Genomic DNA, 13995 nt, shown 5'->3' on the forward strand with positions numbered 1-13995 from the left:
CGTGCTATCCTACCATGGATTATGCTCCCACACGTTACATACGGGGCCAATAGTAGCTGATAGCTAACTGATATGAAGGTGATAGCTCATGAACACATCAGCATCTTCAAGCAATGATCCCGAAGAGACGAACGAATCTGTGCCCCATCGCTATATTCCATTCCGCAACTTCGAGAGCCTGATTGATCAGCAGATGCGTACCGCTGAAGCGGCCGGAGCCTTTGAGCAACTGCCCGGTGCGGGGAAGCCGCTTGACCTCCACGATGATGACTATGTTCCCGAAGAGATGCGGGTTGGCTTTCGTTTGCTCAAGGGGAATGGCTATACCCCCTCGTGGATTGATATGCAAAAGCAGGTACGCGCCAGCCGCGAGCAGTTCAGCCACTGGCTGGCCCAATTGCGCCAGCGCTGGCCGCACCTCAAGCCCCACGAGCGTGCGGCATGGCAGCAGGAGTATGAACAGCGGCTGCGCGATCTCAACCGCGAGATTACCAACTATAATCTGACTGCGCCGCCGGTGGTGGGGCAGATGGCGTTGCTGCAAGCCGAGGATTTTGAGTAAGTGTATGTTGACGCCAAGGCGCAAGGACGCAAAGATTTTGCGATGGGTCTAGCCTAAAGACTTTGCGCCTTGGCGTCTTTGCGTCAAAACTGGGATGCCAACAAAATCATGAATTTTTTTTCTCTCTATACCCACGGTTTTGCTCGCGTCGCCGTTTGTGTACCCGCGCTGCGCGTCGCCGAACCGGCCTTCAATGCTGAACGCACCATCGCCTTGGCCCAACAGTCGTCGGCGGCGCACGCGGCACTTGCGCTCTTTCCAGAACTGGGGCTTTCCGCCTATAGCAATGAGGATCTCTTCCACCAGGATGCGCTGCTCGATGCCAGCCTCGCGGCGCTGCAACGGGTGGTGGCGGCCAGCACCGATCTGACCCCGCTGCTGCTGGTGGGGGTGCCGTTGCGCCACGAGGGGCGGCTCTTTAACTGTGCGGTGGCGATCTATCGCGGCCAGATTGTGGGCGTGACGCCGAAGAGTTACCTGCCCAACTACCGCGAGTTCTATGAGAAGCGCCAGTTTGCGGCTGCCCGCGATGCCCTCAGCGGTGCGATCCGGGTGCTGGGGCAGACGGTGCCCTTCGGGAACGACCTGATCTATGTGGCTGAGGATCTGCCGGGGCTGCGCATCCATAGCGAGATCTGCGAGGATGTCTGGACGCCCGTGCCGCCCAGTACAATGGCGGCGCTGGCCGGGGCGACGGTGCTGTGTAACCTTTCGGCCTCGAACATTACGATTGGTAAGGCCGATTATCGCCGCGATCTGTGTGCCGCCCAGTCGGGGACGTGTGTGGCCGCCTATCTCTATTCGGCGGCGGGGCCGGGCGAGAGTACTACCGATCTGGCCTGGGATGGCCATGCGCTGATCTATGAGAACCATGAGTGTCTGGCCGAGTCGCAGCGCTTCTGCGATAGCGAGCAGGTGATTCTGGCCGATATTGATCTGGATCGCTTGCTGCAAGATCGTATGCGCTTGGGCAGTTTTGGTGATAGTGTCGCCGACCAGCGCGAACGGTTGCGCCAGATGCGCCAGATCCCGTTTGCCTTCCAGGTGCCCCAGGGGGAGATCCGGCTACTGCGCCATGTCGAGCGGTTCCCCTATGTGCCCGATAATCCCGCCACCCGCGACGAGCGCTGTTATGAAGCCTACAACATCCAGGTACACGGCTTGCTGCAACGCCTGCGCTCGACCAAGATCGAGAAGTTGGTGATCGGCGTGTCGGGTGGCTTGGATAGCACCCAGGCATTGATCGTCGCTGCGCGCACGATGGATCGCCTGGGCTTGCCACGGCGTAATATTCTGGCCTACACTATGCCGGGCTTCGCCACTAGTGAGCGCACCCACCAGAATGCCCATGCGCTCATGGCGGCGCTGGGGGTGACAGCAGCCGAGATTGACATCCGGCCTTCGGCCCTACAGATGCTGCGCGATCTGGGGCACCCGTTTGTTGAAGGTGCCGCTCAGTATGACATTACCTTCGAGAATGTGCAGGCCGGGGAGCGGACTTCGCACCTCTTCCGGCTGGCCAACTACCACAACGCGCTGGTGCTGGGTACGGGCGATCTGAGCGAGTTGGCCTTGGGTTGGGCCACCTACGGGGTGGGCGATCATATGTCACACTACAATGTGAATGCCTCGGTGCCTAAGACGCTGATTCAGCATCTCATCCGCTGGGTGGTGCGTCATGGCGAGTTCGGGGCGGCGGCAAATACGATCCTCCAGTCCATCCTCGACACCGAGATCTCGCCCGAACTGGTACCGGCCACAGCGGGCAACCAGGACGAACCGGCGCAGAGTACCGAGGCCAAGATCGGCCCCTACGCGCTGCAAGATTTCAACCTCTACTACACCACGCGCTACGGATTCCGCCCCAGCAAGATCGCCTTCCTCAGCGAACATGCCTGGGCCGATGCCAGCCGAGGCCACTGGCCAGAGGGCTTGCCGCAGGAGAAGCGGGTCGCCTACGATTTCCCCACCATTCTGCACTGGCTAGAGGTCTTTCTGTTCCGTTTCTTCCAGATCAGCCAGTTTAAGCGCTCGGCTGTCCCGAATGGCCCCAAGGTCGGATCGGGTGGCTCGCTCTCGCCGCGTGGCGACTGGCGCGCCCCTAGTGATGCGAGCGCGACGGTGTGGCTGGAGGAGTTGCGGCGGGTGCGCGAGACAACTGTTCATACTTGGGGAAAGTAGAAATCTCGTGTTGACGCAAAGACGCAAAGACGCAAAGGGTTGTTGCAGGCTTTGCGCCTCTGCGTCTTTGCGTCAAAACCTGGAGGCTAGGAGAAGTGTGAACAGTTACGGGATAACTGTTACTGTGCGAGGAATAAGAATTGTAAGGACTACACAATGCGACGCTCCCTCATCTTCATTCTAGCCCTGCTCGGCCTAACTGCCTGCGGCATGACCGCCACTGCCACGGCTGACCCGGTAGCAACCGGGCGGAGTGCCTATACCATCCACTGCGCTGCATGCCACTCCGTCTCGGATGTCGGGAACACGTCGTTTGGGCCAAACCTGACCGCCCTCTATGAGCGTGCGCAGACCGAACCCGATCCCGAAACATGGCTGCGCGCGGCGATCATCTACCCCAACACCGAACTCGCCCCCGGCTATCAGGCGGGGATCATGCCCATGAGCTACGCGACGGATCTCAGCGCGGAGAAATTGGATGGTTTGGTGGCCTACATCCTGAAGGTGGGGGCACCCCAGCCATGAGGATGCTGCCGGCTGCGATTACCACTGCGTACCATACCGAACTGGGCCTGAGCTACCTGTGCGCCGGTGATACTGGCCCGGTGCTGCTCTTTTTGCACGGCTGGGGGGCGTTCAAGGAGTTGTGGTGGATGACGCTGCGCGATCTGGGGCAGGATTACCGCTGCTTCGCGCTCGACATGCCGGGGCATGGTGACTCGCGGCTGGGGCGGGCGGCGACGATCCCCGCTCTCGCTGAGGTGGTGATTGCCTTTTGCGAGCAGATGGGGCTGCGCGAGGTGATCCTGTTTGGCCACTCGATGGGCGGGAGTGTGGCGGCGGAGATCGCCCTCCAGCGCCCCGATCTGTTGCGCATGCTCTTCTTGGTAGATGCGGCGGTGGAGTCGCAGCGCATGCCGCTCTTCACGCGTATCTACCTGTTGCCGCATGTGGGCTGGCCCGCGCTGCGCCTGAGCCAGATGTTGGGGCGACTCTTCAGCCCGTTGGGGATGCGTGTCCCCCACGAGCATGGCGGGGGGGTGTTGCGGCCCTGGGCGCGCCGGGCGGCCTACCTGGCGCGCTTCGACCCCGAAGGACTCTATCGCCTCTTGCGCTCGCTCTTCACCCACCGCGAACCAGCGCGGCTGCGGGGCATCAGCACGCCAACCGTGGTGGTGAGCGGGCTGTTTGATCTGCTGGTGCCGATCTACCTCTCCTACCGCTTGGCGCGGCATATCCATGGAGCCAAGCTGTCCATCATCCCGGCTGCCGTCCACAACCCGATGGATGAACGGCCAGGCGATTTTTGTCGGGTGGTGCGTAGGTTGCTTGGGGAGTAAGCCGTGGACACCTTCGAGATCACGATTCAGCGCCGCGATGGGACGGGTTGGCCGGTTATTGTCGAGCAGAGTCATCCGCAGAGCCTGACCCCGGAACGTAGCGAGGGGCGGCTGCACTTCAACCTAGAGGAGTTGCGCGGGCTGGAGGTGCAGCCGTTGGCCTACGGGCGCTTCTTGGGCGAGGCGCTCTTTCACGGATCGATCCATGATGCCTTTCGGCGCGCCCTCGCCCGCAGCGAGGATCGGCTGCGGGTGCTGCTCTTCATTGAAGATGCCGAACTGCGCGGGCTGCGCTGGGAGCGTCTGTGCGCCCCGATTGATGCCGATTGGCCGATTCTGGCACTCAGTCAGCGTGCACCCTTTTCGCGCTACTTGCCCAGCCTGACCGACCGGCGCTTCCCGCAGATTGGCCGCCAGGATCTGCGTATGCTGATCGTGGCCGCTAGTCCGGCCAATATGTCCCGCTTTCGGCTCGAACCCTTCGATGTGGCGGCGGCGGTGAGCGGGGTGCAACGCGCCTTGGAGGGGCTGCCCACGAGCTTGCTGAGCGATCTGCCCGACTCGGCTGGCCCACCCAGCCTGGATGCGATCTGCGCCCAGATCAGCGCCGAACCCTTCACCATGCTGCATATTGTCTGCCATGGGCGGGTCATGCCCGATGGCGAGAGCGTGATCTTCCTGGCCCGCGACGATAATCCGGCTGAGGTTGATCCGGTTCCAGCGGCGCGTCTGATCGAGCGCCTAGGCAACCTGCAAGGAGCGCGGGGCTTGCCGCGCTTCACCTTCCTCTCGACCTGCGAGAGCGCTAGCCCCGGTGCTGATGTGGCGCTGGGCGGCTTAGCGCAACGCCTCGTGCGCGATCTGGGCATGCCCGCTGTGGTTGCGATGACCGACAAGGTGCAGATTAGTACCGCCAACGCGCTGGCTGCCGCCTTCTACCCGCGCCTGCGCGAGCATGGCGAGGTGGATCGCGCCCTGGTTGAAGCGAGTGCGGGACTCGCCGAACGCGGAACGATCCTGGTGCCGGTGCTCTTTAGTCGCCTGGGGGGCCAGCCACTCTTCAGCGACTCGCTGGATCGTCCGCTCTCCGCCGACGACATCGCCGCCGGGTTGGGTCTGCTGGGGCCACTGGTGGGTGAACGGGCGCCGATTCTGCGGGCTGAGCTTGATAGCGCCGCCGCGACCATCCGGCGCACGCTGCGTGCCGATCCGGGTGGCCTGACCCGCGAGGCGCGCCAGGAGCGCGATGCGGCAATGGCAGCCATCGAGACCATCTGTGCCGAGGCGAGCGACCTGAGTTTCCGCGCTCTGGCGCTGGGGCAACCCGTACCACCCTACGATGAGCGCTGCCCCTTCCCCGGTCTGCGCTCCTTCCGCGCCGATGGGCGCGACTTCTTCTTTGGCCGCGAACCGCTGGTGCAGCGTTTGATCCAGCGCCTCGCCCAACAGCCCTTCCTGGCTGTGCTGGGCGCAAGTGGCAGCGGCAAATCTTCGCTCGTCTTTGCCGGTGTGCTCCCGGCACTCCAAGCCAGTAGCCCCACCCTCCAAGTGATCACCTTCACCCCCGGCGAACGCCCGCAACTAGCCCTGGAATCCGCACTCGCCAGCACTGCCACGGGCGAGCGGATCGTGGTGGTGGATCAGTTTGAAGAGGCATTCACGATTTGCCAGGATCTGCAAGAGCGCAGCACCTTCTTCCAAACCCTGCTCGACCTCCATCCACAGACCCCGGTCATTATCACCATGCGCGCCGATTTTCTGGGTGAAGTGGCCCCCTACGCTGCCCTGCGCGACCGCGTGCAGTCGGCGCAGGAACTGGTGGCCCCGATGACCCCCGAAGAGTTGCGCCGCGCCATGGAGTTGCAGGCGGCGGCGGTCGGGTTGCGCTTCGAGGCCGATCTGAGTGGCCAGATCTTGGATGATGTGCGTGGCGAGCCGGGGGCGATGCCGCTGCTGCAACACGCGCTGCAAGAACTGTGGCAGCGCCGACGCGGGCGTTGGCTACGGGCGATTGAGTACCGCAATGTGGGCGGCATTCATCAGGCGATTGCGCATACCGCCGACCAGATCTATACGGCGTGCCGCCCAGCCGATCAGGAGCGGCTACGCGACATCTTCGTGCGGCTGACGCGCCTGGATCGTGATGCGCTGGCCGGTGAGGAGCGCCGCGATACCCGCCAGCGCGTGACGCTGCACGACCTGACACCCGCTGGGGCTGATCCGGCTCCGTTACGCGAACTGCTGCGGCAACTGGCCGATGCGCGCCTGATTGTGACGGGTGTGGATGCCAGTGGCGCAGAGACGGTGGAGGTGGCGCATGAGGCGCTGATCCGTTCGTGGCCGCGCCTACGCGGCTGGCTGGAGCAGGATCGCGCCGGGTTGCTCCTGCGCGACAGCATCCGCCAGGCGGCGCTGGAGTGGCAGCGCGAGGCGCACGATCCAGCGCTGCTCTTCCGGGGTGGCCGCCTCGATGAAGCCCTGGCGCTCGCGCTGCTGGCGCGTTTCGCCCCGAATGAACTAGAACGCCATTTCCTGGATGCCTCAGCCGCACAGCGGGAACAAGAAGCCGCCGAAAAAGAGGCCGTGCGCCAGCGCGAACTTGAACAGGCCCGCGCCCTCGCCGCCGAGCAGCAGCAACGTGCCGAAGAGCAGGCCACCGCCGCAAGCCAACTGCGGCGCCGAGCGATCTTCCTGGCGGGCGTCGCCGTCGTCGCCGTGGTCGCCATGGTCGCGGCGGTCATCTTCGGGGCGCAGGCGCAACGCAGCGAGCAAGCCGCCAAGCTCAGTGCCGCCGAGGCCAACCAACGCGCCCTGATCGCCAACGCCCAAACCTTTGCTGGCCAGGGTCAAACCGACTTGGCCATGGCGCTCAGTTTTCAGGCTGCGAGTAGTGACAGCCCCTTGCGGGCGGCGAATAGCGTGCTGGCCAGCATTGCCGAGAACGCCGCGCGCTGGCGCATCAAGCCGGAGAGCAGCACCCCGATCTATGGCATGACCGTTAGCCCACAGGGCGATCAACTCTTTCTTGCCGCCGACAGCGGGGTTGAAGTGTGGGGAATGGAACAGGGAACACTGCTGCGCAGCCTGAGTCTGAGCGCGATCAGCAACCTCGCAGTAGCGCCGCAAAACAGCGAGCCGATGATGATCATGGACGCCAATGGCCAACTTGTCCCCGTGGAGAGCGCTCCACAGACACTTGGTGTTGGGCAACTCATCATCAGCCCCGATGGCAGCCAGGTGGTGGCCACATCTAGCTACTCGCTGCTCAGTTGGGGCGTGGCGGGCGGGCGATCCTACCGCGAAGCCCTCGGCGAGATGCAGCCGGGGCTAATAGACTTTTTGCCCGACAGCCACACCCTGGCGCTCGCAAGCAGCAGTGAAGGCCCGCTGCTCTTCGATCTGGCCACGCAGCGCATCACGCGCCGCTTCAGCCCGCCCGCCGACACCTTCAGCCTGATCAGCCTGGATGTGAACCAGCAAGGCAGCCTCATCGCCGCAGTCTACGAGTCCCCTGCAATGGTGGTGATCTGGGATCTGCGGTCGAGCAACCCCAACCCCATCCACACGATCACCAACGAAGGCGGCTACTATGGGCCAGCCATGTTCAGTGCCGATGGCAGCCGCTTGGCCGTGATCGTGAACGGGCTAACCGTTGAGGTGTGGGAGACCAACAGCTACAGCCTGCTCTTCAGCATTAAGCACGACACCCTGGTGACGGCGCTGGCGCTGCACCCCGACAACCACATGGTCGCTACCGGCACCACCGACGGCCTGGTTCACCTGTGGAGCGACATGAACGCCGAGCGGTCGGGCGAAGCCGAAGAGCTACGCCGTTACAGCGGGCACACCCAGGGCATCAGCATCAACACCCCCATAGACAGCCTCATCTTCAGCCCCGACGGCAGCCGGATCATCTCGGCAGCGCGTGACATGTCGGTACGGGTATGGGACAGCGCCGGGTACACCACACCCAATGATGCGTGGCCCAGTGAAGAAGCCGCGAGCTACCCAGATGTAGGCGGGCAGATCGTGGCGGTGAGCGCCGACCAGCAGCAGATCGCCATCTTCCGCAGCCCGGACGGATCTGCGCCAGAGTATGGTTCCACCGGCGACATTGGGATCTGGAATATGGCACAGGGAAGCGCCCAGATGTTAGGCAGCGGCGCACTCTTACCCTTGGCCCACTTCAGCCCCGATGGTAGCACCTTCTTGGTGCAGGACAGCAGCGGCATGCTCCAGATCTACACCACCGCGAACCTCAGCCTCGTGCGCGAGCTAGGGCCGATCAACGGCATCTACCGCATCAGCCCCAACGGACAACAGATCGCCGCACAGAGCAAGGCCGAAAATGGCACACAGACCATTGCGCTGTGGGATCTGACGAGCGGCAGCATCAGCGCCACACTCAATGGCGAGCAGTCTGAAATTTACAGCAGCGCCTACACCAAGGATGGGAGGCTGTTAGCGGTGGGGTATGAGAACGGGCGGATCGAAATCTGGGATGTGGGCAGCGCCAGCCTCCGCCACAGCATCATTGCGCACCGCCAACTGGTGATGAGCCTGGATTTCAGCCACGATCAGCACTACCTACTGAGTGGCGGGGGTGACAAACTGGTGCGCTTGTGGGATGTTGCGAGTGGAGAGCTTGAGCGCGACTTCAGCAGCCTGCTGGACGTGATCGCCAGCGTTGCGCTCAGTGCTAACGGAGATCTGGTACATGCCACCGACCAACTCGGCAACAGCGTGACATGGAGCAACCTCACCGGCAAGGCACTCGTCGAGTGGGTACGAGCCAACCGCTACCTCCCCGAACTCAGTTGTGCTGAGCGAGCGCGCTACCTGGTGGAGCCAATTTGTCCATAACATGAAGGGGTGTAGCGGTTCTGCACAGAGCGCTATACCCCCGATTCTGTTCTCTGCCGCCATCTCTCTCTCCGCCAACGGCGAAGGCCGCTCCTAGCGCACCGGGGATTACCCGATTTACCGTCGCGGCGGCGATACGAGCGAGCGGGGTGGTACAAACGCCGTGCGGCTCCCACCGATAAGCCCGCCCCACATACCTTGCTCCCCATCAGCCGGCGCAGTCGCCTGGCCGCCGACATCACTGCCGACGCCGGTGGGCTCTTACCCACACCCTTTCACCCCTCACCGGGCGCACCCGGCGGGTCTGCTCTCTGTTGCCGTCTTGCGTCGCGCTGGCGTTACCACCAACGTGCCCCCACTTGCGGTTTCGTGGGGCGACCTTCCACCCCGATGGGGTGGGCGAGGAGTCGGGAAGTTCCTCTGGAGAAGACTCCAGCGGCGGCACACGCTCTGTGCATTCGGGCTAGTATACCACGGCATAAGGTCATACACTATGTTGGTTATCGTGCAGGTCAACTTACCGCAGGGGCTAACGCCCCACGGCTTGTACCTCACTCCTGACGCCTAGGCGTCGGGACGGATACGATTGGCTGGTTGACAGGCAGCCCGCCCGCAGGAGATGTACCCCCACGGGCATGGTACGTGGCCGCACTATTCCGCGCCGCGTTGAGGTCGGCATGCAGCTCGAAGCCACACACCCGACACACAAACCGACCACGGGAACGGCGGTTGTTGCGGGCGATATGCCCACAGCAGCTACAGGTCTGCGAGGTATGCCGGGGATCGACCCCAGCCACCGTACACCCCCGTCCCTCGGCTTTGTACTCGACAAATCCCTTGATCTGCGCAAACGACCAGCGATGCACCCGGCGGCTGGTTTCCGTAAGGGATACCACCTGTGCGGAAGCGGGAATTAATCGGATTCGGATGGTTCGCTGCATGCGTGTAGTATAACACAAATGTGCGCTTTTAGCAAATCGCAAGCCGTTGTTCGCGGCGCACGTATCCGAGGACTTCGGCGAGCTCAGTCGAGCCGTGCGTGCCTTCCATGCGCCGCGTCCGCGTTTCCTTTGCCGGGGTTAAAACCCCGCAACTACCACGCGGGTTCGGATGGTGTACGATCAATTGCAGGAGATCATCTCTGGCAATTGCAGGAGATCATCTCCGGGTACGTTCATGATCTTGACCGAACTTTAACTTTTGCGCGGCCCCTACGAAGGACGGTTGGTATGCAGCACCTACAACAACACAAACAGCATGGTCAATCGGCAGTTGAAATTGGTCTCCTCCTTGCGCTGATGGCTGGTATAGTCATCGCCACGATGAGCATCACCGGCACTAGCACCGAAGATGTCTATTGCCAAGTGAGCAGCGCCTTTGGTGGCGGGAGTTGCGGGGCAGACACACCACTCATGCAAGAGGATTTCAACGACATGAGTGACTGGAAGGTGGTATCGGGGTCGTGGAAAAATAGTGGCGGGGTGCTGCACGGCAACTCCGGGGAGGGACGGATCTTCGCTCCGCCGATCAACGCCAGCGACTATACAGTAGATGTGGGCATGGGGCGGCTGACCGCCGGAAACGGCTATGGAATCTTCTTCCGCGCCGACAACATCACCAAAGTGAACGGCTACACCTTCCAATACGATCCCGGCTTAGGCGGCTTCGCCTTCCGCAAATGGGTCAACGGCAACGAGATTGATAAACCCATCGCCTTCGTCAAGGCTCCTGCGGGCTACAACTGGCACAACACCGATCGTCAAGTGCAAGTGCAAGTGAAGGGCGCTACCTTTACCGCCGTCATTGACGGCAAACCCGTACTCTCAGTCACCGACGCGACCTATAGCCAGGGCGGCATCGGATTGCGCACCTGGTACGGCACCCAAGCCGACTTTGACAACATCACGGTACGTCCGACCCGTTAATACGATGAGGTGTCCTATGTTCTTCCAACAACTCATCCCCCCCAAACCACACCCGCGCCAATTCCCGCCACCCCGCCCGTATGAATGGGAGATTCGGGTAGGAGTACGGATTGGAACCCTGATCTTAGCGTTGGTTCTTGTCATCCTCGTCATCATCAAGATCGCCCAGAGTCCCGTGATGGGCAACATCGGCGGCTATGGCAGCATCAGTGGCGTCGTGATCGACTCGGCTGGACGCCCTACCAGCGCCGAGATCATTATTGAGCAGACCAACCTCATCATCCAGACCGATGCCAACGGGCGCTTTACGCTTGAGAAGGTGCCAGCCGGAGCGCACCTCATGGTTGTCGCACGCGGCAATTTGGGTGTCGAGTACCCAATCGTGGCCGTCGCAGGCAACAGCGTGGATATTGGCCAAGTGGAGGTGGTAACCACGGCGGTGCCGGAGCGGTAGCGAGTGGGGAATAAATACTCCTACGTGGAGCGTGGGCGTTGCGCGTAGGAGTGTAAACAATAACCCGAAAGAACCCTCTTGCAAAACTTCAAAGCTGTGCTATGATTAGCACAGACGTATTCAACACGTTTTCGTTTAGATACAAAGGAAGAGAAATATGAGTTCTATACATGCACTATCGGCATTTGAAGATGTTCTCACAGTTTCAGTAGAAGACATTGAGTTTAGATTACAGGGTCATACTTCCATTGAATGGTCGGATTTTATTTTAAATCCACGAACATTACGTGGTAGTGATTTTCTTATGCGTTGGTCTCAGGGTGTTTGGAGCGAAGAACGTATAGTACAAGCTGTCAATGCAACGAACCTTTACTACGCAGTCCCCTATGGGCCTAGCGGAACTGCACCTGATCATGATGTTCGTGAATTTGAACTGTATTTTGAACGATTAGATGCGGCAGGACTAGGGAAAATTAAGCGACCAGATCTTCTTGTCTTTAGAAAAAACGATCAATCTGTAGTTGATATGATAATAGACGAACTTGGTGGGCTTACAGAACTTCCATTCATCTCAGAAGACAACATGAAAGAGCTACTTAAAAAAGCTATCGTAGCAATTGAGTGTGAAAATAGTTTATGGAGAGCAGAGCAAATGCCAGATTACAATACACCTATGCGAAGTCAAAAGCGTTTAGGTGGAAAGTTGGGATTAAAGAAAGCGGCTGTACTTCCAACAATCATCATCAAGGAACAAGATCTACAACCCCTCCAAGACTGGCAAGACTATGCTGGAGTGCCAATTCACATTTGGCACGTATTTTATGACAAAGCTTACGGAATTGCGCTTGATGAAGCACAGAAACTCATTAGAGAAGGGCTTATTGAACCAACGAAACACGTTTTTCAAGCTCCTAATGGTGCCACTTCACAGAAAGTAATCTATAAATTTTACTATCATTATGCGTATAAACTTGGTCATTCACAAGAAGAACCTTCTCTGGTTGCTAAATCCATCACTGATAAAAATGGGCATATTTTGCCATACGTTGCCTTCAGTGGTGGCATGTTATCACTAGACAATGATGTATTTGAAGTTTTGGATGAGCTTACGAATAGGTGAAAAGGCAACCCTAATGTCATTGCAACAAAAACTACCAACAAACTGGGAAGAGCGCGAAAATCTTCGCATCAAGGGCCAATTCTGGACACCTGCTTGGGTCGCTGATGCGATGGTGAGCTACGCCATTGCAGGTGGTTTTAGAAAACTCTTTGACCCTGCGGTTGGTGCTGGAGCCTTCTTTCTCGCAGCCAAGCGAGTCTCACTTCAGACAGGCATACCGTTAACACTATCAGGAACTGAAGTTGATCCTGAAGCATTATACGAGGCAAAGAGATGGGGACTAACAGATGTAGATCTTTCAGCAGTCCAATTGCGCGATTTCGTGCTCAATCCGCCCCAAATATCTCTTACTGCCACGGTAGCGAACCCTCCATATATTCGACATCACCGCTTAGATAGTATTGTCAAATCCAAGCTCAAATTACTCTGTCAAAAAATTACAGGTTTTACTATTGATGGACGTGCGGGTTTACATGTCTATTTTCTTCTTAATGCACTTTCGATGCTCCATCAAGATGGACGACTCGCCTTTATTATGCCTGCTGACACTGTAGAAGGTGTCTTTGCAAAGAAACTCTGGACATGGATTACACAGCATTACTGCCTTGATGCGGTGGTAACATTTGCTCCTGAGGCTACACCCTTTCCTGGAGTAGATACCAATGCCCTGATTTTTTTTATCAGGAAGGCTGAACCCAAGCAGCATTTCTTTTGGGTTCGCTGTCGTTCGCAACATCCGAGTGACCTCAAAGAGTGGGTATTATCGGATTTCCTGTGCCTAACGAACACAACCCTCGATATTCACAACCGAACCTTAGAAGAGGCGATGAAGACAGGATTATCGCGCCCTCCAAGCATTGTTTCAGATGCTACCTACCGTCTTGGCATGTATGCAAGAATCATGCGCGGGGTTGCTACTGGTTCAAACGAGTTCTTCTTTCTTACCCGTCAGCAGGCCCGTGATTTGGCAATTCCTTCCTCATTTTTACGTCCGGCACTTGGTCGAACCAGAGACATACCCGAAGATGTAGTCACTGACAAAACCGTTGAGGATGCCGAACAGTCAGGTCGTCCAACCTTACTTCTCAATTTAGATGGCCGTCCTATCGAATCGTTCCCATCGCCAATACAAGAGTATTTAGCAAAGGGTATTGAACAAGGGCTTCCCTCGCTTGCACTGATTAAGCAACGTAAACCGTGGTATAAGATGGAGACCCGCACAGTACCACCATTCCTTTTCGCCTATCTAGGTAGGCGGAATGCACGATTTATTCGTAATGAAGCGAAGATTATTCCGCTCACAAGCTTTCTCTGTGTCTATCCACGCCACCAAGACAAACACACTATGAATGCGTTATGGTCTGTCTTATCGCACCCAGAGACTGTCCGTAATCTAGTACTTGTCGGTAAATCCTATGGTGCAGGTGCGATCAAAGTTGAACCAAGGGCACTTGAAAAATTACCCCTACCTGATGCGGTAGTAGAAGCATCAGGGTTGAGTCGTTGCAATCAATACACATTAGGTTTGTAACACCTCCACCACCCCCACG

General features: G+C 58.9%; 10 protein-coding genes. 9 read left to right on the top strand and 1 reads right to left on the bottom strand.

Translation table 11 applies throughout. The features are described from left to right. Nucleotides 1-88: 88 nt before the first annotated feature. The 5 genes from EKD03_RS11005 to EKD03_RS11025 all read left to right on the top strand — a co-directional run bounded on the left by EKD03_RS11005 (nt 89) and on the right by EKD03_RS11025 (nt 8946). Complete coding sequence (locus tag EKD03_RS11005; RefSeq protein ID WP_129630526.1) at nt 89-562, top strand: DnaJ family domain-containing protein; 474 nt, start codon at nt 89-91, stop codon at nt 560-562. Between the two features lie 108 nt (nt 563-670). Then, on the top strand, nt 671-2743 hold the full coding sequence (locus tag EKD03_RS11010; protein WP_174842858.1) for an NAD(+) synthase: 2073 nt from the start codon (nt 671-673) through the stop codon (nt 2741-2743). Nucleotides 2744-2899: 156 nt separating this feature from the next. Continuing rightward, entirely contained in the window at nt 2900-3268 is a 369-nt protein-coding gene (locus EKD03_RS11015; protein ID WP_129630528.1) for a c-type cytochrome, read from the top strand. Continuing rightward, nucleotides 3265-4083: an alpha/beta fold hydrolase gene (locus EKD03_RS11020; RefSeq protein WP_238613491.1), complete on the top strand. Its 819-nt coding sequence runs from the start codon at nt 3265-3267 to the stop codon at nt 4081-4083. Before EKD03_RS11015 ends, EKD03_RS11020 begins: the two co-directional genes overlap by 4 nt. Before the next feature lie 3 nt (nt 4084-4086). Beyond that, complete coding sequence (locus EKD03_RS11025) at nt 4087-8946, top strand: nSTAND1 domain-containing NTPase (protein ID WP_129630530.1); 4860 nt, start codon at nt 4087-4089, stop codon at nt 8944-8946. Between the two features lie 551 nt (nt 8947-9497). Here EKD03_RS11025 and EKD03_RS19090 read toward each other — a convergent pair. Then, nucleotides 9498-9887: a zinc ribbon domain-containing protein gene (locus EKD03_RS19090; RefSeq protein WP_129630532.1), complete on the bottom strand. Its 390-nt coding sequence runs from the start codon at nt 9885-9887 to the stop codon at nt 9498-9500. Between the two features lie 288 nt (nt 9888-10175). On the opposite strand from EKD03_RS19090, the gene EKD03_RS11035 reads away from it, so the two are divergent. The 4 genes from EKD03_RS11035 to EKD03_RS11050 all read left to right on the top strand — a co-directional run bounded on the left by EKD03_RS11035 (nt 10176) and on the right by EKD03_RS11050 (nt 13976). Next, nucleotides 10176-10871, top strand: a complete 696-nt coding sequence (locus tag EKD03_RS11035) for a 3-keto-alpha-glucoside-1,2-lyase-like domain-containing protein (protein ID WP_161569243.1) — start codon at nt 10176-10178, stop codon at nt 10869-10871. 16 nt (nt 10872-10887) lie between these two features. Then, nucleotides 10888-11325 (top strand): peptidase associated/transthyretin-like domain-containing protein, encoded by a 438-nt coding sequence (locus tag EKD03_RS11040; protein WP_161569244.1) that lies wholly within the window; start codon nt 10888-10890, stop codon nt 11323-11325. Nucleotides 11326-11482: 157 nt separating this feature from the next. Continuing rightward, nucleotides 11483-12445 (top strand): AccI family restriction endonuclease, encoded by a 963-nt coding sequence (locus EKD03_RS11045; protein WP_129630538.1) that lies wholly within the window; start codon nt 11483-11485, stop codon nt 12443-12445. 13 nt (nt 12446-12458) lie between these two features. Continuing rightward, nucleotides 12459-13976, top strand: a complete 1518-nt coding sequence (locus EKD03_RS11050) for an N-6 DNA methylase (RefSeq protein ID WP_129630540.1) — start codon at nt 12459-12461, stop codon at nt 13974-13976. The last annotated feature ends 19 nt before the right edge of the window (nt 13977-13995 follow it).

Origin of the sequence: Candidatus Oscillochloris fontis, assembly GCF_004138135.1 — a bacterium.
Taxonomy (GTDB): Bacteria; Chloroflexota; Chloroflexia; order Chloroflexales; family Chloroflexaceae; genus Oscillochloris; species Oscillochloris fontis.

Bases quoted from the DNA above. Each gene is read 5' to 3' on its own strand.
- EKD03_RS11015 (WP_129630528.1), top strand. From the start codon at position 2,900: ATGCGACGCTCCCTCATCTTCATTCTAGCCCTGCTCGGCCTAACTGCC.
- EKD03_RS11045 (WP_129630538.1), top strand. From the start codon at position 11,483: ATGAGTTCTATACATGCACTATCGGCATTTGAAGATGTTCTCACAGTT.
- EKD03_RS11010 (WP_174842858.1), top strand. From the start codon at position 671: ATGAATTTTTTTTCTCTCTATACCCACGGTTTTGCTCGCGTCGCCGTT.
- EKD03_RS11040 (WP_161569244.1), top strand. From the start codon at position 10,888: ATGTTCTTCCAACAACTCATCCCCCCCAAACCACACCCGCGCCAATTC.
- EKD03_RS11050 (WP_129630540.1), top strand. From the start codon at position 12,459: ATGTCATTGCAACAAAAACTACCAACAAACTGGGAAGAGCGCGAAAAT.
- EKD03_RS19090 (WP_129630532.1), bottom strand. From the start codon at position 9,887: ATGCAGCGAACCATCCGAATCCGATTAATTCCCGCTTCCGCACAGGTG.
- EKD03_RS11035 (WP_161569243.1), top strand. From the start codon at position 10,176: ATGCAGCACCTACAACAACACAAACAGCATGGTCAATCGGCAGTTGAA.
- EKD03_RS11005 (WP_129630526.1), top strand. From the start codon at position 89: ATGAACACATCAGCATCTTCAAGCAATGATCCCGAAGAGACGAACGAA.
- EKD03_RS11020 (WP_238613491.1), top strand. From the start codon at position 3,265: ATGAGGATGCTGCCGGCTGCGATTACCACTGCGTACCATACCGAACTG.